The following is a 20,650-nucleotide window of genomic DNA, read 5'->3' as shown; positions in this document are numbered from 1 at the left end:
GTTAATACCCTTATAGATATTTTGTTATATAAATAACCACCCAGTGACATGCTTGAATGGTTAACGAAATAATTATTTTGGAGTTTTATATATGCATGTTTTTATACTATAACATAAAAAAATAGGGCAAGCACATACGTGCTTACCCTGGTATGATAACGTGTTGCCAAGAAATCATAGTAATCACTTATTAACTATACTTATATTATAGCATAAAAAGAGACACCCTAAATAGGATGTCTCAAGATATAAAGGAATAAAATTTTGAGATTTTTGTGACCATAGCACTATTAATAATTTAACATTAAAAAAGCACCCTGTAAAAGAGTGCTTCATGCGTAAAAAATATAATAGAATTGGCGAGCCATTGAATGGAAAGTGACTCTATTTATAATCTAACATACATTAACTAGTTTAGCTAATAGTTCCCCACAATGAACCTACTGAATGATTTGGTGGCGGCGTACCATCGTAAGTTCTGATTGGTAGATAATATCTTGTATTGTTCCAATAATAACCAATCCATACATGGCCGTCTTGTAACATTACTTCGTCATAGTCAGTCCAGCCACCAGGTTGGAAGTCATAAGCGTAAGGGCAACTTCTAAATGGTCCAACAGTTCTAGCAACTATTGATTGATTACCATTTGTAAATGTTGCTGATTCACTCATGTAATAAGTTCCATAACTATTTTTCTTCCATGCGCCAGCTACAGTTGATTTTGTATTACTTGATGCACTTGTTCCCTTAACTACAGTTGCAGTAGGAACTTTGCCATCCATATAAGCACGTATTTGTTTAATAAAGTAATCTTTTAATTTTAATCTCTGTGCTTGACTAGGACGTCCATAAGTTACTGGATCTACACCAGCATGTAATTTATAACTCCTATGTGGACAAGCAGTTGGGACGTGCTCATCATGTAATTTGATTGTATTTCTGTTTGCTTTCAATCCCCATTTTTGAAGTTTCTCTGCTATAAATTGAAATACTGTTTGCTCGTTTTTAAGAAATTCTTTATCACTTGCACTCATAGACTGACACACTTCAATACCATAAGCTTCGTGGTTGCCTGTCCCTTTATGAGTGCCGTCGCCTGTGTGCCAAGCTACTCTATCTTCTGATATACCTTCCCAAACATAACCATTGCTTGCATAAGCATGTGCTATACCGTTAGCAAATCTATTATAGCCAGCGTTAGCTAAAGAGTTTTGATATTGCTTACCGCTAGAACTACCTGCATCGTTATGGATTACTACATATTTAGGTTTATAACCTCTTTTATCCATTGTGTAATTAATACGTTGAGTTGATACAGTTATAGTTTGTTTTTTCTTCTTAGCAGTCGTTTTCTTTTTAGCAGTTGATGTCGTTGCTGATTGTGATGATTTCTTAGCGTTATTTTCAGACTTGAATTTGGGACGAATGAAAATTTGAGGGAAGTCGTAATTGTGAATAATTCGTTGGGCAACCTCAGTCTTAGCTAGACCTCCGCCATACCAATTTTGATCTAAACTAACAAATTTCATATAGTTACCATCTTGGTTACCATTAGTCACAATAGCAACATGGCCATATCCTCCACCATAATTTCTATTGAAAACAACAACATCTCCAGCTTGGGCTTTGAATTCTGGGGTGTTATTATAAACATCAGCTTCGCCTTTAAAATTATTCACGTTTGGAATATCAGCCGCACCCGCACCTTTTAATCCATGACCGAATAACTTGTACCAATAGAAATTAGCTAAATCAAAGCATTGCCAACCATAAGCATTATCAAAATCCCAACCCTTACCTTCTAACGAATTGATATATGTTATAGCTTCTTTTTTAGTTAGATTTGCTGTCATCTTCATCACTCACTTTCAACACTTCATCGTCATGGTATCTGCTTGCGCCTAGTGGTAATTCTTCATCGTATTCATAATCTGCAACATCAAAAGTTACTTCGTCAGTATCATCAGTGAATGGTTGAGATGTGTCATATTCTTGTGGTTTCATAATTCCAACCTGTTGTTTAATATCTTCGTTTTCCGATGCATCATGTTTATTGTTCTGATACTCAACTGGCCATTCATTTTCATCACGTGGTTTTGAATAAGTTTTTGCAATACCACTGTCTTTCATCCCTTTTGTAGTAGGGTCGTTTATTACTCCGAATGTAACTAATACGGCTAATAATCCATTAATACCATCGCTAAATTGTTCTAACTGTCCTGTGTAATCTATTCCAATTGCTTGTGTTACATTGTTAATAAAAAGGACTATCGCCGAAACGATAGCCACCCAAAATGATTTCTTTTTGAAACGTATTTTCCAGTTAATACTTTTCATCTAAAAACCTCCAAATATAATAAAAATAAGGACGCTGAGAAACGCCCTGTGTTGCATCGAGAAATGTATTTACCTGTCCGTTGTGCACAATAAAAAGCCGACACAATGTGCCGACTTAGAAAAATACAGTTGCGAAACCGAGTGCACCGACAATTACTGTCGCTGTTGCAGTAATAATCGCAACCCATATTTGTAAATTTCCTTTTTTTCTTTCTGATACAGTACTCTCTATCGTATCTAAACGTTTGACTGTTGCGTCAGATGTATATTCAACATCTTTGATACGATCATTAAATCCTGTAAGATTATCATTAATCTTGTTCAAAGTTTCGTTAGTTGTCATTTGGCTTTTGATGAGTGCATCGTTGCTATCATTCAAACGAGTCACTAACAACTTCAAATCATTGTGCAAGCTCATATGTTTATTATCTATATCGTTTATGCGTTGGTGTAGTTTACCTTGTCCTCTTTCCCATTCATATCTGAGTACGTATTTATCTTCGTCTGCCATATATCTCGAAACCTCCGAAAAATGTCATTACTAGATAAATACCAGATAAAGTGGCAAATTGAATAGGAGATAACCAATTCAATGCGTTATACACACTTGCACTTGTGATTATAAAATACATAATAAACGATATAAAACTACCAACAGTAATGAACCAATAACTCTTTTGATTCTTCTTTGGAAGTAAATAACTTGCACATACTAAGAATAGACCAGCTAACATAAACAATATACCCCATATCCAAATAGGCATTAATTGATGCAATTCTTGATAAAAGGCAGAATCTCCTAATACAGAGTCTTGTTCAATCGTCCAAAACAAGCCTCTCCAACAAGTAAATAATCCTGTACCAAAAAGTAAGGTGCTAGCTATCATTTCTGATAATGTTAATTTATTCATATTCCACCTACTTCCATCTAAATAAAAACCACAAGCCTAAGCCTGTGGTAGTTCTGGATAATCTTCACCAGTAATTTCTTTGTATTCTTCTTTGGTTAACGCGTCTAATTCCACGTATGTTTGAATATCCTCGTTTGTGTAGCAGTTAATATCATAAAAGTATTTAATTGAATCGAATCCTGGATACATAATTTATTCCCCTTTCAATTTAGCGATTTCGAGCATTGTTTGAGCTTGTTGTTCTTCTAACTGTTGCATACGCTTTTCTTTCTTAGTTAATTCTTTTAAAGTTTCTGCTTGTTCCTTTTGAGACTTTACTAACTGATTAGCTGTCTTGGTTACTTGCATTTGTGCTTGGGCTAACATCATTTCATTAGCACTAGGAATATGTGGGTCGCTTTCCGGTAAACTTCCCAACCATTCTTCACGAGTAGCACCAATCCACTCATTACCATTAAAATAAAAAGGACTGTAAATACCATCTGGCGGTGGCGTTTCAGTCCAAGCTTCTTCAGGGTATTGATATTCTCCTTCTTCATCTTTAAACGCTAGATAAGGTGTTCCATCGTATAAATATACTTGTTTAAACATTGATTCCATCCCTCCTAATCATGCCATGTGAATTCTCCATAAATGTAATCTGTGTCTACCCAGTCAGCAGTATTATAATAGTAATTAAATTTCAGTTCTCCGTTAGGTGTAATATCTACAATTCCAGTAGTTTTATTTCTTGGTGTTGCAACTACAAACTTTTGATAATTCTTTGCAAACTGACTAGGTAATTCTGCGAACACGACCCCATTTGTTAAATTTCTTGCATTAACTCTTAGTTTTCGAGTAGTTATATCTCCCTGTTTAATGATTCTATAGGCACAATCAAAACCATTATCTGTACCATTTTTAAACATTGTATCTTTTTCCACACCGTTTATAGTGTTGTAAGGAATCCAACCGGTGTCGGATGGAGCACCAATTACTTTCCAGCCAGACCAGTTTCCAGATGTTTTGTAATTTATATGAAGTTGATAACTGTTATAACTTCTAAATATAGCATAGCCAGCAGTAGCACTTTGGGCTTTATAAGTTATATATCCAGATTGATGTCCCGGACTATTTTTTATTTTATTTATATACCATGAACCCGTTCTTGTGAAATCTTCCATAGTTTCTAGGTCTGGAGCACTTTTAAATAACAAATAGCCCGAGTTCAAAGTAAGTTGATACTTCTGCCACTCTAATTCTTCTAATTGTTCATCTAACATTTCAGGAGAAAGAAAACCGTTATCTGCTACAGTTTGATTGAATTCAGTTACTTTACTATCTACATGCTCAGTAACTTCTTCAGCTTTAGTATTTATTTTGTTAACTGCACTATCAGCTGTATCTTGAACACTTGTCTTAGCATTCTTAGCTGTAGTAGTTATATCTTCTGTAGCATCATCTTTAACTTTAGTTAAATCATTTGTAGCTTGAGTAATGAATGTTTGAATATCTGTTTTACCATCAGCAATAATCGCATTAAGAGTTTCAATACCTTTTTGTAATACTGATTTCATTTCTGCAACGTAATCTGCACCGTTTGCAATTGCTTCTTCGATATCTTTAACACGTTGTTCAATACGCATTTTTAGTTGGTCAAACATACGAATATACTCAATCTTAGTAAATGCTGAAATCTTATTAATAAGTGCATCTTTAACTTCAAAGTTGAATTCTCTGAATACTGCAACTTCGTTGTATTCTGGCTTATTATCAACATTATTAACACCAATATAAACTTGACCTTTAACACTAGTAGAAGTACTAGCTTGTAAGAATTCTTTATCTAAAGTAATTGTTACAATTCCATTCATAGAATCTTCGATTTCTAATTCAATTACATCTGAAGCACTACCATTAGTAGACTCAAAATAAGCATAAGCTGTAAGGTTGTTTTCGTGAATTAATAAAGGTCCTTTAGTATTGCTTAATTGAAATCTTAGTATTGCTGTATTTTCATCTAAATTATAAAAACCAACCCCTAAATCAGAGATTGGTTTTAAATATGGTTCAGACTTTAATTTAAATAAGGCTTTTTTATCTATTCCGTTATCCACATGATCACTCCTTATTTTACTAATACGACTGCTACGCCGTATTCTTTTTCGTTGTCGTATGGTGTCGTGATTTCTAACACTTTATAAAAGCCATTGTTATTATCTTTTGTTCCTACACCTTTATTAGGTTTGATATAGTCATTGACCGATACTGTCGAATCAATACGTGTATAAACTTGACCCATCAATCCTACAACGTTCCATTCTGGACGGTTAGAACGGTCAATGTATTCGTCAGCATACTCAACGTACTCAGGGTTAGGAATTGGAACATCTACTTCTTCTGAATACCAATTACCTTCGTCATCTTGCCACTCTTTTGTTTGTAATTCTGTTTGCGTTACACCAAACTCATCTTTTAAGAACTTATCTTTGTGGTGGAACATTTGGTCACCAAGAATAACTCCGGCTGTTCCAGATATAACGCCGATAGGTGTATCATTTGAGTTAGCTTTACGAATATATCTACCGTCTAAAGTGACTATATAACCATTTTTAATTTCTTGACCACTTTGTGATTCAAAGTACTCTGCGTAGTCACCAAAGTTCTGGCCGGATGATACTGTACCTTTCGTTTTGATGTTTCCGCTAATTGTGGACATATCAATTGTAGTGTTTTCATATTTAGCACCATCCGTACCATAACCTAATAAGAAATGGTAGTTACCAGGTGATTTAACACCACGACTGTTAACGATTGTCTGACAATAAGCACCAGGTAACGTTTCTGATTCTAAAGAGTTCATGACTGAACTACGAGAACCATGTGCATGAGAACCTGCACCTACTCCTGCTAACCAAGAACGGTCACTATGAGCATACGAACCACCTGTAGAAGCAATTACTGCTGAACGTTGAGCAACTGCTGCTGCACCTGTTGAACCACCACTAAATCCACCTTTAACTGCTGTTGGAACTACTCTATAAGCTTTATTAGTGATATATGCAGCATTATTATAATTCTCTGCATTAACTCCAACAATCTCTGCTGTATTGTTGTATAACTCTAGTCCGTTACCTGTACCTTGACCTTGTAAGTTGGCATTGATAATACGTAAATCGTAAATACCTCCACCACCTGCAATACCTCTATTTTGAGAAGAGTTCCAAATATTAACGTTACTAATGGTAATCTTCTTACCTCTGTTACCTCCACCAAACACTTTAATATCAGCTTGTGAGTTCTTGAATCCAGTAATATTTATATTATTCAGCATAATGTTATTAGACATGAATTGCACTGCTACAACTGGCATGTTAGCTGTATACGTTCCATCTCCAACTGCTGTATAACCGTTAACTTGTACGTTTCTGTAACCACTAATAACTAATGCACGTGGTGTTGTTCCTGGATATACTTTATTGTCATATGGCGTGATAGCAGAACAATTATTTAATATGACACTGTGAGCTGTCTTAGAAATAGGGTCTCCTGCTCTGTGGTGGCCAATGTGTCTAATATTATAAGCACGTGAATCTTTAATAGACATATGATTAGAAATCATAACGTTATTAGGAGCAGATGAATTACCATGGGCTTTAACTTCCACACCACCATAGTTTTCTTCAGTCATATTATTATCTAACATTACATGTTGTGAACCATCATCGATTTCAATTCCGTTATTGTTACCTCCACCTGTTGCATGGTGGCAATAGTTGTTAGTGATAACTAAATATCTTGAATGGTGAGTAGTAATACCGTCATCACCAAAACCAGTAGCTTCACAGTTGTCAATGTGAATATACTTACTTTCTAATTCTTCATTTACGCGTACACCATCACCTTCATAAAAGTATGGATCACTCGCATAAGTAACATCGAACCCATGAAGTAAAGCATCTACTGATTTTATGTTGCTTGCAAATCCATGTTTAACACCTGCAAACCTAACGTTTGAAGATAATGAACCGCCCATAGGTTTTAATTTTTTATCTTGTCTCCACTTGTTACCATTAACCGTGAAGTCTTTAATACCGATATTATGAGCTTGCCCCGACATATCTTCATTGGTAATACCGATATTTTCAGCAGGTGTTTCATCTGCAAGTCTAACAAAAGTAACGTCTTTACCTTCACCAGACAACACAGTATTATTAGGTAATTTAACTCCAGTTACTTTATACGTCCCTGCTGTCATATGAACATGTACGTTTCCACCTCTTGAAGCCTTTTGGAAAGCTTGTGTAGAATCTTCCTTACCTGTTGGGTCTGCACCGTAATCATTCACATTAACAATACGCTCAATCTTCTTATTAAGGTAGTCAAAGTTTTCTTCCATCTTGTTTTTAATGATTTCAAAATCATACTTTAAACGTTGTGATAATAAATTTTGGTTAGTACCATCTAACGCTGTTCTGCTATCTTTTACTTCTTCTACACCATCACCATTGTGTCCAATTACTAGTGTTTCTATTCGTCCATCTTGATACTGTAATTCATTATGAACATTGGTTAATTTATAATCTATTTGTTTAGCATTATGTGCGTGTTTTTCACTTGTTTTATGATGTTTTAACTTATCTAATATATATTGATGAAAGCTTTGAATTGATTCAAAATTAAACATCGTCATATAACGCCATTCTTGCCCTATATCAATTGGGTAATCTGTTTTCAATTTCTTCATTTCATCACTCCTTTTATACTAACCATGTAAATTCTCCTGCTGCCCATAAATCACTGTCATTTCCATTAAGATATGCCTTGACACTGTTATCTTTCTCGATTGATAATTCGACGGGTGTTTTTCCACCTGTACTTCTCAATACAAATGACACTGTGTCTTTTGTGAAACCTTGTGGAAGCTGAGCGATAACTTGATTATGGTTAATTTTTCCAATGTTCACTCTTATCGAACGAAATACAAACCATTTACCAGCTAAATCATTGCCAACACGCACTTCACGTATAGCACAAGGAGGAGCGCTGCTTAGGTAATTTTTCACATTATTAGGATGTACTTGATAATCAATCCAACCAGTATCTCCGACCATATCACCCATTGCTAAATCAAAAATTTTAATAGCATTAGCGTTATCTTTTATGATTTTTTGTTGTTCTGCTATCGTTTCATTAGCTTGCGTTATCAGAGTGTTCATTTGATTAATTTTGTCATTAATATCAGTGAATGGATTTTCTGTATCTTCTGTGTCCATACCTTCAACTGCGTTAATATGTGTTATAGGAAAATAGGTATCTCCATCTTTATCTTTTAAATATCTGTGATTAACTTCTCTACTCATCTAACAATGTCACCCCCACAATATCCGAATAGCTTTCTGGCATAGAAAAAGACGCGCCACCAAGTGACCCGCCTTTAACTAGGTTATTCATTCTCTTAATATTCCTGTTTATATTTTGTTGTATTTTAATAATGTCTTTAGGTGAGTTACTGAAATCAACTTCAACTGGTTCATTTACCAGTGGGTGTGAATACGTTAACTTCACTACTTTCAAATCAAGGTTATAACCTAGTGGTTGATGGATAAAACGTATCTTACTGTTTTCGTGAATATCATCGTTACCTAAGTAATACTTATCTTCCATAGAACCTAAGTAATTAGTAGAAACTTCCACAGTTGGCTCATCGTTCAATTCTTGAATAAGTCTTTCTCTTAACTCTGTTTTATCAAGCACGTTATCATCATATAATGTAGGTGCAACTTTAGGGTCGTCTTTATCATAATGTGGTGAATAATATTCATCTGTAACATGATAAACATCTGTCCCTTTCAACACTGCTGTTACATTTAATACTGTTGATTTCTCTGTTCCCACATACATACATGGTTTAGATTTCTTATAATCAACACCACTTTTCGCACCTCTAAACACTGCTTTAAATGTGTGATTGCCTTTTGATAAGCGTTGAGCAATGATAATCTTTTCAGATGTTGCAGTTTTGCTATAACATTCATATCTACCTATATGTTCATCATCTAAATAAACGTCTAATATGCCACCTTTAGCCATTTTCTTTAATGTCCATTCAAGTGTCTCGTTACCCCACTTACAGTTAAATGTTTTCGTGTAACTAGCACCAACACTTTCAGTACGCCAAGTACCGTCTTTGATGAATGTGCCAGAATAATTTAAGTCTTTAGGTTTCATAGGATTATAGTTATTCGTTTCAGCTTTTGTTTTCTTCTTACCAAATCCCTGTATATACGTTTTAATATCAGTTGTGGTAGTCGTAGCTTGTACTTCACTAGAGTTATATTTATATATCAACGGAATGTTTGATGCTTTATAAAAGCTTTCTTCATCATAGATGTAAATCTTTTTATTATCTGCAAAATAGATATAGTTGAATAACTCTGCACCTTCTGTTAAGAATTCCATTCCGTTTTTATTACCTAGTTCATCTACTGCTACACGTTGGTCAAATTTACCTACAATTTCATAAGTGAAACCAATCTTGTTACCTTTGAAACCAAAATCTAAATACTGTTCTAACGTCATTGTAGGCTTGCTATCGTCTTGTTCATCTTCTTCGTTGTTTAGTTCTTCATTTTCCAAGTCTTTCTGGATATAATGATTTTGGAATTCCATAAATATATGTTTAGCAGTAACTTCATTCAATACGTTCATACCATCATATTTAATTGCTGTAGACTTCACAACATAATTTTGTCCTTTCCATTCCAACAACATTTCATTAAGCAACGATTCAAATAAATCCCAATTCATAGACGTTTTATATATAGTGAAATCAATAGATCGTTCATTGTTACGCTCGTAACTAAGTTTCCAAGAACCAAAGTCATAATCGGTTAATATTTCCCCGAAAGTGCCTTTTCTGTTCTTTAGTATCATATCTTTCAATATCTTCACCTACCTATATATGAACGGGAATATCCATTGAGTTTTAACTTCTTTTATATTCTCGCCTGTAATTTCTATATCATTGAATCCTTTTGCTAATGTGAGCCATTGCCAATTTGTATCAATACCTACACGTTTGTTATTAATGAAAGGATGCACGCCGTTTATAACCAGTTGTTGATTTTTCTTGATACCTTTTTTATATTCGAATACATCTCCAGTCGTTTTATTATTAAGTTTAAACCCTTTAGGTGCATCAATATTAATTAGTAATTTAAACTGATGTCTTAATAATGGGTTGATTGTATCTGATGAACCGTTATAAATTTTAAAAGCTGTTGTATCGTGTGTGTATTTAATTTCATCATCTGATAAAACGCCTGCTTCAAATTGCCAATCACCACTTGATAAACTAAATTGACTTGTGTCTTTTAATGATTCTGAATAGCCATCTTTGACACTAAAAGTCATTTCAAACCGAGTTGTCGAAAAATCTGCATAGTCTGGGTTCATATCTGGATTATTAACTTTATACTTTATACCTGGATTGTCAGACGTTACGATATAATAAGGTATTCTTTTGTAAAATATACTTCTAAGTTTTTGTTCCATTAAATTAATATCTATTTCATCGATACCATCAAAACCAAACTTAACTACTAAATTAAAAGGAGCAAATGAAGCTACACCAGGTAGCTCACCATCTACTCCTTTCATAGTTATACTATCTTCGACTGATACAGGGTAAGAGGCTTTAGCATCAAGAAAAATAAAGTTATTTATATACTCATTGATATCCTTTGTTCCATTTTCATCAATAATTTTTAACCATCTGCCATCTATCATCATTAACCTCCTTGATTAAAGCTAGCCATTCTCATATCTTCTCCTAAAATTTGAGAAATGATATTCGCTGCATCTTTAGGTGAACCTTGTTTTTGATTACTTAACAGTTTGATAATTGTCTGTGTAAGTTTATTGTTTTGATCATTAACTCTTACAAGCTGACTTAGCATTTTCTCAATTGTTGAATTATCATTATTAACTGTTACATTGGTACTTCCTGTTTCCATTCCTACATAACGCATAGCCTGTTCAATAAGTTGAATAGCTCTCGTTCGTTTAGTAAGTGGTACGACCATTTCTGGTTTATTGCCTTCGCCAATTTCTGCAATTTGGTGTTTTGTAACCATGCCACCATTTTCATAAGCATAAGCAGCAGCTCTAGGGAATCCTCCCCAACCGTATTTCCTTTGAATGTATTGCATTGCAGATATTGCTTGATGTACAGGGTTGCCAAAATTAGAGAATCCTTTTTTAGCGTTTGCAAGGAAAGTTGGTTGTATCATTTGGAATAAGCCTTTAGATGGCGTACCTGCTTTAGCGTTACTGTCCCAATTATTGACAGCTTTAGAGTCATAATTAGATTCACGTTTAGCAAGTTTCATCATATTATTTAAAATATGACTACCTTTGTATTTACCACCTAAAATGTTCTGGGCTTGTTTAATAACACTTCTTGCATAGCTTTCACCTTTACCGCCTTTACTGCTACCTAAGCCTTTTAGCCATTCAAGAACATTAGATTGAGGCTTTCCGTTTTTATTTAACTGGAAGTGCAAATGTCCAGAACCTGCAGTGAAATGTCCTGTATTACCAGATTTAGCGATTAAATCACCCACACCTACACGTTGGCCTTGTTTAACTAATTGTTTACTTAAGTGCATATACCAGTTAGTTAGCCCTTTACCAAGGTCTATTTCTATTGATTTACCACCGCCGTAGTCATTCCATACTTTAGAAACTTTTCCCCCTGCTACAGCTTTAACATTTGTTCCTGGTGTCATACCAAAGTCAATACCATAGTGTTGGCCGCCATTAAATCCTAATCCCCCTGTGTAGGGGCCAAATCTTTGCCAGATATCATGTTTTAGTAGCCATCCTGCATCGCCTTCGCCACCGCCAACTTCATCAAACATTTCTTTAACTTTATCAATGAAAGAAGCTTTAAGTTTTGAAAAAGCACCCTTAGCCATTGCTACAGTAGCGTGTTTGCCACTACCAAATGAAATGCCTAAACTATCAAACACTTTATTAACTAACTTACCGGGTTTTTCTATCCAATCCATTACATCGCCTATAGCATTTCCTAGCCAAGTTACACCTTTATCTTTAAGGTTTGATATCTTTTCAACACTTTTTTCAGTTGATTTTTTTATACCGTGAGCAGTTTCGGAAACTCCTTCTTTAACTCCGCCTTTTACATCTTTGATAGTATCGGATAGAGTACTAAATATGTCGTCTTTTTTCTTCTTAGATCCTTTGCTGAATCGAGGTAACATACCCATATTTTGATAGCGCTTCGTATCTTTAGCGCTGTGTACTCTATCTCCAACACTTAAAGGTACGACAACATTACGACCTTTTGGAGCGTAAACTGAACCATCAGCACGTTCAATAACTTCTTGAGTACCTCCCCCTGGTGCGTTACCTGGACCTTTATCGTTTACGACAGCTAATGTAGACTTTTTCAAACCGCCATCATTATTAGTAGCTAACGCACTGCCATCATAAGTACCAGTAGATAAATGCGGTATTGGTTTAATAAGGTCTTTATCAGTAATGGCTTTAGAAATTTTATTAATTCCACCAATCATGCCATTCAAACCATCTACTGCTTTGTTAGCAACTGATTTACCTAATTCAGATGCAGCTTTACCAAAAGCGCCAGTAATGTTTTTAATCCAACCTAGTGTTTTATCTAGCCAGCTTTTCCAACTTCCATGAGTTTTCTTAGCTTTGTTTTCACCTTCACCTGCGATTTTGCCAAATATGTCTTTAGCCTTCGACCACATTTTACCTAGATTATCTTTAGTACTTTTAAAGGTCCTACCAAACCACTTGCCTGCAGATTTAGCAACTGCATGTGTTTTGTTTTCAGCTTTACTTGCTACTTTGTCAAACTTATCTTTTGCGGATTTATAAGTATCACTAAAGTTATTTCTAGCATTTTTAGTTGTTTGTCCGAACCATTTTTTAGCGCTCTTGAAACTACTTTGTGTCGTAGAACCTATTTTCTTACTTATTTTGTTCCATTGGCTATCTGTGTTTTTCTTAACCGACTTAAACCAACCTGAAGTTTTTCCTGGCAATTGTCCCAGCCACTTTTTCGCTCCGTTTAAACCAGTTTTAGATGAACTACTTATTTTACTTCCTATTTTATTCCAGAAACTATCTGTATTCTTTTTAGTTTTTTTAAACCATCCTGAGACTCTTCCTGGTAATTGACTAAACCATTTCTTTGCTCCGTTATATCCTTTTTTAGAAGAACTAGCTATTTTATTACCTATTTTGTTCCAAAAACTATCAGTATTTTTCTTAGTTTTTTTAAACCAACTAGATACGTTACCTGGTAACTTACCAAGCCATTTTTTAGCACCTTTATAACCTTTATTTGAAGCACTCCCGATTTTTGAACCTATCTTATTCCAAAATTTATCGGTACTTTTCTTAGTGCTTGCAAACCAACCGCTAACACCTTTAGCAATTCGTTTAGCACCACCAATGGAAGAATCCTTCATAATTTCCCATTTTGACTTAACATGACCTGTTTGAGAATCTATATTTTTCTTAACACCCTTATTTTGCTTTTGAGCTTCACTTACGACGGATTTATGTTGTTTTTTAGCTTTAGTTTTGGACTCTTCATATTGCTTTTTAGCGTCTTTAATCACTTTATCTGCTTGTGATTTAGATAAGTTTCCAGTTTCGTCACGCTGTCTAACAGCTTCAGCTACAGTTGATTTATATTTTTTCTTAGCATCTTTGATAGTTTTGTCTCGCTCTTTAGCACTTTCTTTAATCACATTAGATGCAGCTTGCATAGAAAGTTTACCTTTATTCTGTTTCATTCTTTCTAAGATAGCTTTTTGTTCTACTTCTCCTTTGGATAAAGACTTCACCACTGTTTCATCTAATTGTTCCTGAAGTTTAGCTACTTTATCATTTTCGCTTTTAGTTAGTGAGCGCTTTTCTTTATGGGCTTTTGCATAAATATCAAGAATTTGTTTATTTACTTTTTCTGCTTGTTCTGATTCTTTTTTATTACTCTGTTTAGTTTGTTCAAGAATTTTGGCTTCTTGTGATTTGGAAAGACCACTTGTGTCATTGAATATCTTTTCTAATCCTTTTATTTCACTGCTGTGTCTTTTTTTAAGCTGTTTATTAACTTCTGTGTTAATATTTCCGTACAATTCTTTAACTTGATCGTATTGCTTATTACCAATTGTTACATGGCTGATACGTATTTCTTCTAGTTTAGTTTTAGCCTTTTCAGAAAGATTCGTATATGATTCTAAAGCTTTTTTAGTACCTTTCGACACTTTACCTGAAAATACATCCGTTGTATCAGAAGCTTTAGAAACCGCATCATGCATTTTATCAAAGCCGAATTTTAAAGCTTGAAATTGGGGTGTAATTTCTAAAGCTTTCGCACCAAATGTTTTTATACTGTCCCAAGCTTTACCAAAACCATCGCCGATTTTTCCAATCCATGAAAAGTCCATTGAACCTATAGTTTGATTCCATAATCTTCCAAGGTCACTAAATCCTTGTTTAAACCATTCTAATTTTTCATAAGCTGCACTAAAAGCTGTGGTTAAAATTGTAAGTGGTAATCCCACTTTACCTAACATCTTTATACTAGTTTTAGCGATTTTTCCTAATCCACCAAATCGACCAGTAACCATAGATAGCGTGTTTCCAAATCGACCAAATAAACCTTGTTGTGTTTTAGCAGCCTTACCTGTTGTTGCCATAGAAGCTGCCGCTGCGTTGTTCGCCCCTGCATTAACTGCTGCTTCAGCAGTATTAACTGCCATTTGACGATTAAGCATCGCGTAGCCTTTAGCAGCTCCGCCTACGGCTCTTAAAAGTAGGCCTATACCTAAAGTTAAAGGCCCAATTGCAGCTGTTAAACCTAATACTCCCGCTACTGCAACTTTTGCACCACTTGGCAATTTATTTAAGAAATCTACTGTTCCTTTTAAGCCACTGACCATCCCAGATAAAGCTGGTTGTATAGTATCAAAAATTGATAATGCTAATTCTTCGGCTGCTGAACGGAGTTCTCTTAAGCTACCGCCTAACCCTTTTTCCATAGTTTTAGACATTTTCTTAGCTGAACCTTCACTGCCATCTATTGCTTTGCTTAATTTGTTATAATCCTTTTCTGATGCATTGATAACTGCAAGTGCACCACTCATAGATTCTTTCCCGAATATTGTTGCAGCTGCGGCAGCTTGTTGGTCTTTTGTAAGACCACTGAATTTTTCTCTAAGGTCACCCAAAACATCTCGCATAGGTTTCATTTTTCCATTGCTATCTGTTATAGATATCCCTAATTCTTCCATCTTGTTTTTCATAGCTTTAGTTGGTTTTGCTAAATTGGTAAACATTGTACGGAGTGCTGTACCAGCTTTTTCTCCTTTAATACCTGCGTTACTCATTAAACCAATAGCTATAGATGTATCTTCAATAGTATAACCTAACGCGCCTGCTACCGGTGCTGCGTATTTAAAGCCATCGCCCATCATTTGGACGTTTGTGTTTGCATTTGCACTAGCTGAAGCTAATACATCCGCAAAATGCCCGCTATCCTTAGCTTGTAGACCAAACGCTGTCAATCCATCTGTTACAATATCTGACACAAGACCTAATTCTTCACCTGAGGCAGCAGCTAAATTCATAATGCCTGGTAAACCTTTAATCATATCTTGTGATTTCCAACCAGCCATTGCCATATAATTCAATGCTTCTGCACTGTCACTAGCACTAAATTTAGTAGTAGCTCCCATTTCACGAGCTTTTGCTTTTAATGCATCTAGGTCTTTACCAGTGGCTCCTGAAATAGCTTGAACTTTCCGCATACCATCATCGAATTCAACACCTAATTTACTAGCATAGCCCATTGCTCCTACAATAGGTGTAGTAACATACATAGACATACTTCTACCAAAGGAACTCATACCATGCCCTATACTTGTAAAACGATCTGACATTTTATCTAAATGGTTAGCTGCTTTAGTGTATTGACTGTTCGCGATTAACTGTTCTTTGTTGAAAGCCTTCATTTCATTCTTAGTTTTATCTATAGTTTTTTGAAGGTTATTCATTGAAGTACGTTCATTGTTAACAGCGTTTTTAGCCTTCGCTAAGTTTTGATCGTGGTTTTTAATCGTTGCATTTAACTTATTATATTCTTTTTCTGTTTGCTTAAGCTCTGTATTGGTTTTATTATAAGAAGCTTTAATTTTATCATTTGATGAGGCTAATGTTTTATTTTCAGTTCTTAGTTTCTTAACTTGTTCGCCTTCTTGTTTATATTTAGCTACAAGTTCTGAGTGTTTTTGCGACTGTGTTTTCGTTGCTTCAGAAGCTTTTTTAAGTTGTGCAGTTGTAGCTTGATTAGAATTTTTCAAATCTTTTTCTGCTTGTCTAAGCTTTCTTAGTTTTTCATAAGCTCGTTCCTTTTGTGTATTAGTTCTCTTTTGTTGGTCTTGAGCTTTTTTTAATTCTGTATTAGAAGCTTTAACTGCATTGTTAGATTTATCTAACTCAGTTTTTTCTTTTCTTGTTGCTTCAGCTAATTTTTTATAAGCTTGTTCTACTTTTCCGACAGTTTGTTTTGCTTTTTCATAATTTACATTTAAAGTCTTTAGCTCTTGCTCAGCTTGGTTGAACATTTGCTTTTGAATTTTCATTTTTTGATTTAATCCATCAATACGTGTACGATATTTTTGCATTGATTTTTCAGATTTATCAAAAGCTGACATGTTTGCCTTTAATTCACTATTAACTACACCAAGATTACGTTTAAGGGATTTCATCCCTTCATTGACTTTAGTGTTATCAATGGAGTTGACAATCGTCAAACCGTCTGTTCTGTCTTGCATATTGTTACCTCCTTTCTAGCCCCCAAATAAGTGTTTTAGATTACTACCTGTATACATTTTAGGTTCTTCAGTTTTTTGTTCTGCTTCCTTTTCTTCATCTGTATTTAGTAGGTTTAGGAGTTCAAAATAGGGCTGGTTTTTGACTTCGGTAATAGTCCATCCATAGGCTTGCATACAAAATCTTTGGATAGCTTTAATATTCGATAAAACGTCTCTTATTGTGACTGTTCCTCTGTCTTTCCCATTTCTTCTGATACATCTTCTGAAGTTTCTTCATCTTCTCCTTGGACTTCGAGAAATAAAGATTCAAACACACGGGAATAAGTTTTTGTAGACATGTTATTCAAAATATCTTCTTCTGTTAGCCCTTGTTCACTGAATAGTTCTTCTAACAATTGACGCTCTTTTTTTCTAACTTTACGCGCATCAGGGTTTTCTTTAACTTTTTCTTTTTCTGCCATTTCTAAGTAATCGTAGAATTTTTCTGCTTCGCCTAAAGTCACATCTTCTTTTTTGTATGACGCTGTTTTACCTGTTTGCTTGTCTTTAATTTCAAATTTAATCATTTTTAATTACTCCTTTAATTTTTATTTGCAAATAAAAAGAGGGCTTATAGCCCTCAATACTAGTTATTATTCTGTTTCATCTGGTTCTGGCTCTGTGACAGTTACTGAACAATTGGCAGTCTTTCTACCATCTTCAGTAGTAACTGTTATATCAGTGGAACCTGCATTAGCAGCTGTGACTTTGCCGGTACTGTCTACAGTTGCTACTGTATCGTTGGAGGACACAAAAGTTACTTTTTTATTGGTAGCTGTAGAAGGAGAGACTGTCGCATTTAACGTTTCAGTTGTACCTACTTCTAAACTCGCACTTTCTTTGTTTAACTTAACCCCTGTTACTGCAATCGGTTTTGTTTTAAATGCTGGAACATCTACTTTTTCCGATTCTCCATTTTCATTTTTACGTGATACTTGATAAGTACCTTCTGGATAATCTGTGTTAGCTTCCAAACCGTCTACAGTTACTGATGCTTTACCTTCAACATATTCTTCACTCTTAACGAGTTCTTCATCTTTATACAGGTTTAATGTATCTGTCATCACACATCACTCCATCTAATAGTAATTTGATGCTCTCCTAAAGGAAAATCCTTCATATCATCTGATAATCTTTCGTAAGTGTATATTGCAGTTTCATTTCCTCTTGCATTTACTGCAGCCTTTATCATTTCCATTAAAATAATAGAATCTCTACCACGTTGAGTGTGAGGTATAATCGTTTCATTTTTTCCCAATTTTAATGTATCTGTCATACTTTCACCTTCTTATTTGAAATATAAAAACCCCTATTGAGCAGAGATAGTAGCTGACTTGCTGTTAGCTGTTACCTCTACCTTTTGGGGTGTGTTAGGGTGTTTCTTCTCCTGATTCAGTCGGTAAATCATCACCTGAATAACCTGGGAATACATTAGCCATAAACGCATCTGAGCCTTTTTCTCCTTCATGATAACCAATCGCTCTTGATTTACCATCAATTTTTCGGTTCATCCAGTCGCCATTTAGCTTAGTAGGTTCAGGCGCTTCTGCTTTTTCTGCAGTTGTTTTAAATTCTATTGAATCTAAACTGAAGCTACCTTTAACTAATGCGCAATAGATAGGGTCACCGTTAATTGTTTCTGATTCACCAATAACCGCTACATAAGGCGCTCTTGAATCATCTCCGACCCATGAAGTGCCGTTTTCATCTTTATCTCTTCCAAGAACAACATTTAAGTCGTCTGTAGGAACATTAAATAAATCAATATCTGATTTAATTTCATTTGTACCTTGCTTTTTCATCCACACACGTTTATTAGATGCCCACATATCAACCATTTCAGGTGCTAAACCAGAAATATTCATGTTGACAGTACCACCTTGATCATCTTCCCATGTGAATTTTTGAATGATTTTTTCTGCTTTATCATCGAATACACCTACGTGTAATTTTTTAAATCCTGCAGTTGCTGAACCCATATTAAATTCCTCCTAATTTTAGGCATAATAAAAACACATCTACTCGATGTGTTCGCCTTTATAATATTGATTTTTTGGTACGCCTTCGTATCTTCTAGATCGAACGTACTTTTTTGTTTCTTTAAAATACTCAGTTAATTGACTTGAAGTCTGATAAAAATTGTATTGTCTTAATAGATAACGAATACGTTTCGTTAAGCGAATGGTGTCTTCATCTTTACAGGTTTCCACATCAACTTGAACAATAAATGACTCTGCATGATATTTATTTGAAGCATAAACAGTCGGTGTGTCATATATAGGTCTTAATAAAATTAAAGAATTTGAAGTGTCTGTTTTCTCGCTTACTTGATAGAAATATATTCGATTAGAAACTAAGTTTTTTACTAAATCATCATCTTTTATGATGTTATAAATATATCTCAATTCATTCATAAGCGTTTCCTCATTTCTTCTTTAATAATCTGCCTATATCTTCTTTTCACTGATTGTAATGTCTTTTCAATCACCCCAAAACCTCTTGGGATAAATTTGCCGCCTTTTCTGTTATAGCCATGTTCGTTTAAATGTATGAGTCTATATCTATCATGTGGCCCTACCCACTCGATTATGATCGTTTGTTGATAATTCACTTTAGAAGTAAATGGGTCTGTTCTTGTCATCTCATCTATCGATGCACCAGTATCTTTGAATTTTTCAAAGTTAGACTTCAAAACTTTCATTTCATAATCTGTTGCTTCTTCTAAAGCCTTATTGCTAATCTCAGTCATTCTTTTCTTGCCAAAGCGTTTTTCTATTTTATCTTCTAATTCTTTTAAACCTTTTACTTCTACCGACATTATTTTTCACCTAAAGCTATAGTAATAAAGCCAGATTCAGGTGTATCTAGTCGAACATCATAGATTTCAAAAGTATCAATTTCTAATCGATAGTCTTGAACTTCTACAACATGAGAATTAGAAGGTGTATAGCACTGTAAGGGGTCTCTAATGACAATTGTTAGACCTTGAACAGCTGTATTAACATTAAGAATCTCCCTATCTTTTATTGATGGACTATAGGTTTCTGCAAAACAGCGATAAACCTCTTTTTCTTCTTCTTCATCTGGATAAGGACCTTCATTTTGATACTTATAAAAAATAACAGGCGTGCGCATGTCGCCTGATAAGACTTTTTTGTTTTTATATCTCATCAGTACCCTCCTCACACCTGTATATTTGATTTAAAACGCCAAATTCAGTAATTAATGTAGAATAATTTCTGTTAAAGAACTGTAATTGCTCATTATATACATAACGAGAACGTTCAAATACAAGTTCCTTACCAATCGCTTCTTTTTGAATATCAAAATTACCACATTCATTTTTAATTACTTCATAAGAAATGTTTAAAATTGCTTTTAGAGAATCATCTTCTGCATTATGAAAGATGTGCATACGACCTTTAAACTCTTTTAAAATTTCATCATTCATTTAACCACCCCTATTCCGCTGAGATAGTAACAGA

21 protein-coding genes are annotated in these 20,650 nt (G+C 34.6%); all 21 read right to left on the bottom strand.

Features of this window, described 5'->3' with window-relative positions; genetic code table 11:
• Positions 1 to 414 precede the first annotated feature (414 nt).
• Entirely contained in the window at positions 415 to 1,854 is a 1,440-nt protein-coding gene (locus tag KA894_RS01775; RefSeq protein ID WP_210133676.1) for an SH3 domain-containing protein, read from the bottom strand.
• Positions 1,835 to 2,338, bottom strand: a complete 504-nt coding sequence (locus KA894_RS01770; protein ID WP_210133675.1) for a phage holin — start codon at positions 2,336 to 2,338, stop codon at positions 1,835 to 1,837. The genes KA894_RS01775 and KA894_RS01770 overlap by 20 nt, the downstream gene beginning before the upstream one ends.
• Positions 2,339 to 2,453: 115 nt before the next feature.
• Entirely contained in the window at positions 2,454 to 2,849 is a 396-nt protein-coding gene (locus tag KA894_RS01765) for a hypothetical protein (protein ID WP_210133674.1), read from the bottom strand.
• A complete protein-coding gene (locus KA894_RS01760; RefSeq protein WP_245337184.1) occupies positions 2,833 to 3,249 on the bottom strand; it encodes a hypothetical protein in 417 nt (138 codons plus the stop codon). The genes KA894_RS01765 and KA894_RS01760 overlap by 17 nt, the downstream gene beginning before the upstream one ends.
• 36 nt (positions 3,250 to 3,285) lie before the next feature.
• Positions 3,286 to 3,438, bottom strand: coding sequence for an XkdX family protein (locus KA894_RS01755; RefSeq protein ID WP_207572510.1), 153 nt, complete (start codon positions 3,436 to 3,438; stop codon positions 3,286 to 3,288).
• A gap of 3 nt (positions 3,439 to 3,441) precedes the next feature.
• Positions 3,442 to 3,840, bottom strand: a complete 399-nt coding sequence (locus tag KA894_RS01750) for a hypothetical protein (protein ID WP_204190038.1) — start codon at positions 3,838 to 3,840, stop codon at positions 3,442 to 3,444.
• 14 nt (positions 3,841 to 3,854) lie between these two features.
• Positions 3,855 to 5,345 carry a BppU family phage baseplate upper protein gene (locus KA894_RS01745; RefSeq protein ID WP_210133673.1) on the bottom strand — a complete coding sequence of 497 codons (1,491 nt, stop codon included), beginning with the start codon at positions 5,343 to 5,345 and terminating at the stop codon, positions 3,855 to 3,857.
• Between the two features lie 11 nt (positions 5,346 to 5,356).
• Positions 5,357 to 7,975 carry a peptidase G2 autoproteolytic cleavage domain-containing protein gene (locus tag KA894_RS01740; protein ID WP_210133672.1) on the bottom strand — a complete coding sequence of 873 codons (2,619 nt, stop codon included), beginning with the start codon at positions 7,973 to 7,975 and terminating at the stop codon, positions 5,357 to 5,359.
• Positions 7,976 to 7,988: 13 nt separating this feature from the next.
• The gene (locus KA894_RS01735) at positions 7,989 to 8,591 is read right to left on the bottom strand and encodes a hypothetical protein (RefSeq protein ID WP_210133671.1); all 603 of its coding nucleotides are present in this window, start codon (positions 8,589 to 8,591) and stop codon (positions 7,989 to 7,991) included.
• The gene (locus KA894_RS01730) at positions 8,584 to 10,173 is read right to left on the bottom strand and encodes a prophage endopeptidase tail family protein (protein ID WP_210133670.1); all 1,590 of its coding nucleotides are present in this window, start codon (positions 10,171 to 10,173) and stop codon (positions 8,584 to 8,586) included. The genes KA894_RS01735 and KA894_RS01730 overlap by 8 nt, the downstream gene beginning before the upstream one ends.
• A gap of 9 nt (positions 10,174 to 10,182) precedes the next feature.
• Positions 10,183 to 11,019: a phage tail domain-containing protein gene (locus tag KA894_RS01725; protein ID WP_210133669.1), complete on the bottom strand. Its 837-nt coding sequence runs from the start codon at positions 11,017 to 11,019 to the stop codon at positions 10,183 to 10,185.
• 2 nt (positions 11,020 to 11,021) lie between these two features.
• On the bottom strand, positions 11,022 to 17,126 hold the full coding sequence (locus KA894_RS01720; protein ID WP_210133668.1) for a phage tail tape measure protein: 6,105 nt from the start codon (positions 17,124 to 17,126) through the stop codon (positions 11,022 to 11,024).
• A 15-nt stretch (positions 17,127 to 17,141) separates the two neighbouring features.
• A complete protein-coding gene (locus tag KA894_RS01715) occupies positions 17,142 to 17,300 on the bottom strand; it encodes a hypothetical protein (RefSeq protein WP_210133667.1) in 159 nt (52 codons plus the stop codon).
• A 41-nt stretch (positions 17,301 to 17,341) separates the two neighbouring features.
• Positions 17,342 to 17,692 carry a hypothetical protein gene (locus KA894_RS01710; RefSeq protein WP_210133666.1) on the bottom strand — a complete coding sequence of 117 codons (351 nt, stop codon included), beginning with the start codon at positions 17,690 to 17,692 and terminating at the stop codon, positions 17,342 to 17,344.
• A 66-nt stretch (positions 17,693 to 17,758) separates the two neighbouring features.
• Positions 17,759 to 18,229 carry an Ig-like domain-containing protein gene (locus KA894_RS01705; protein WP_210133665.1) on the bottom strand — a complete coding sequence of 157 codons (471 nt, stop codon included), beginning with the start codon at positions 18,227 to 18,229 and terminating at the stop codon, positions 17,759 to 17,761.
• Complete coding sequence (locus KA894_RS01700) at positions 18,229 to 18,441, bottom strand: hypothetical protein (RefSeq protein ID WP_210133664.1); 213 nt, start codon at positions 18,439 to 18,441, stop codon at positions 18,229 to 18,231. The genes KA894_RS01705 and KA894_RS01700 overlap by 1 nt, the downstream gene beginning before the upstream one ends.
• Positions 18,442 to 18,535: 94 nt before the next feature.
• Positions 18,536 to 19,144: a major tail protein gene (locus tag KA894_RS01695; protein ID WP_210133663.1), complete on the bottom strand. Its 609-nt coding sequence runs from the start codon at positions 19,142 to 19,144 to the stop codon at positions 18,536 to 18,538.
• A gap of 39 nt (positions 19,145 to 19,183) precedes the next feature.
• Positions 19,184 to 19,579 (bottom strand): hypothetical protein, encoded by a 396-nt coding sequence (locus tag KA894_RS01690; protein ID WP_210133662.1) that lies wholly within the window; start codon positions 19,577 to 19,579, stop codon positions 19,184 to 19,186.
• Positions 19,576 to 19,983, bottom strand: a complete 408-nt coding sequence (locus KA894_RS01685) for a hypothetical protein (RefSeq protein ID WP_210133661.1) — start codon at positions 19,981 to 19,983, stop codon at positions 19,576 to 19,578. The genes KA894_RS01690 and KA894_RS01685 overlap by 4 nt, the downstream gene beginning before the upstream one ends.
• Positions 19,983 to 20,336 (bottom strand): hypothetical protein, encoded by a 354-nt coding sequence (locus KA894_RS01680; protein WP_210133660.1) that lies wholly within the window; start codon positions 20,334 to 20,336, stop codon positions 19,983 to 19,985. The genes KA894_RS01685 and KA894_RS01680 overlap by 1 nt, the downstream gene beginning before the upstream one ends.
• Entirely contained in the window at positions 20,326 to 20,616 is a 291-nt protein-coding gene (locus KA894_RS01675; protein WP_210133659.1) for a phage gp6-like head-tail connector protein, read from the bottom strand. Before KA894_RS01675 ends, KA894_RS01680 begins: the two co-directional genes overlap by 11 nt.
• Positions 20,617 to 20,650 lie beyond the last annotated feature (34 nt).

This window comes from Staphylococcus sp. GDY8P131P (genome assembly GCF_017891975.1).
GTDB classification, from domain to species: Bacteria; Bacillota; Bacilli; order Staphylococcales; family Staphylococcaceae; genus Staphylococcus; species Staphylococcus nepalensis.
This window is presented reverse-complemented; position numbering and strand designations above follow the sequence as displayed.

What these genes read in the sequence shown, in the direction of transcription:
- KA894_RS01705 (WP_210133665.1), bottom strand. Translation starts at nt 18,229, where the DNA reads ATGACAGATACATTAAACCTGTATAAAGATGAAGAACTCGTTAAGAGT.
- KA894_RS01760 (WP_245337184.1), bottom strand. Translation starts at nt 3,249, where the DNA reads ATGAATAAATTAACATTATCAGAAATGATAGCTAGCACCTTACTTTTT.
- KA894_RS01715 (WP_210133667.1), bottom strand. Translation starts at nt 17,300, where the DNA reads ATGCAAGCCTATGGATGGACTATTACCGAAGTCAAAAACCAGCCCTAT.
- KA894_RS01680 (WP_210133660.1), bottom strand. Translation starts at nt 20,336, where the DNA reads ATGAGATATAAAAACAAAAAAGTCTTATCAGGCGACATGCGCACGCCT.
- KA894_RS01695 (WP_210133663.1), bottom strand. Translation starts at nt 19,144, where the DNA reads ATGGGTTCAGCAACTGCAGGATTTAAAAAATTACACGTAGGTGTATTC.
- KA894_RS01750 (WP_204190038.1), bottom strand. Translation starts at nt 3,840, where the DNA reads ATGTTTAAACAAGTATATTTATACGATGGAACACCTTATCTAGCGTTT.
- KA894_RS01725 (WP_210133669.1), bottom strand. Translation starts at nt 11,019, where the DNA reads ATGATAGATGGCAGATGGTTAAAAATTATTGATGAAAATGGAACAAAG.
- KA894_RS01740 (WP_210133672.1), bottom strand. Translation starts at nt 7,975, where the DNA reads ATGAAGAAATTGAAAACAGATTACCCAATTGATATAGGGCAAGAATGG.
- KA894_RS01675 (WP_210133659.1), bottom strand. Translation starts at nt 20,616, where the DNA reads ATGAATGATGAAATTTTAAAAGAGTTTAAAGGTCGTATGCACATCTTT.
- KA894_RS01710 (WP_210133666.1), bottom strand. Translation starts at nt 17,692, where the DNA reads ATGATTAAATTTGAAATTAAAGACAAGCAAACAGGTAAAACAGCGTCA.
- KA894_RS01735 (WP_210133671.1), bottom strand. Translation starts at nt 8,591, where the DNA reads ATGAGTAGAGAAGTTAATCACAGATATTTAAAAGATAAAGATGGAGAT.
- KA894_RS01765 (WP_210133674.1), bottom strand. Translation starts at nt 2,849, where the DNA reads ATGGCAGACGAAGATAAATACGTACTCAGATATGAATGGGAAAGAGGA.
- KA894_RS01720 (WP_210133668.1), bottom strand. Translation starts at nt 17,126, where the DNA reads ATGCAAGACAGAACAGACGGTTTGACGATTGTCAACTCCATTGATAAC.
- KA894_RS01755 (WP_207572510.1), bottom strand. Translation starts at nt 3,438, where the DNA reads ATGTATCCAGGATTCGATTCAATTAAATACTTTTATGATATTAACTGC.
- KA894_RS01700 (WP_210133664.1), bottom strand. Translation starts at nt 18,441, where the DNA reads ATGACAGATACATTAAAATTGGGAAAAAATGAAACGATTATACCTCAC.
- KA894_RS01685 (WP_210133661.1), bottom strand. Translation starts at nt 19,983, where the DNA reads ATGTCGGTAGAAGTAAAAGGTTTAAAAGAATTAGAAGATAAAATAGAA.
- KA894_RS01775 (WP_210133676.1), bottom strand. Translation starts at nt 1,854, where the DNA reads ATGACAGCAAATCTAACTAAAAAAGAAGCTATAACATATATCAATTCG.
- KA894_RS01690 (WP_210133662.1), bottom strand. Translation starts at nt 19,579, where the DNA reads ATGAATGAATTGAGATATATTTATAACATCATAAAAGATGATGATTTA.
- KA894_RS01770 (WP_210133675.1), bottom strand. Translation starts at nt 2,338, where the DNA reads ATGAAAAGTATTAACTGGAAAATACGTTTCAAAAAGAAATCATTTTGG.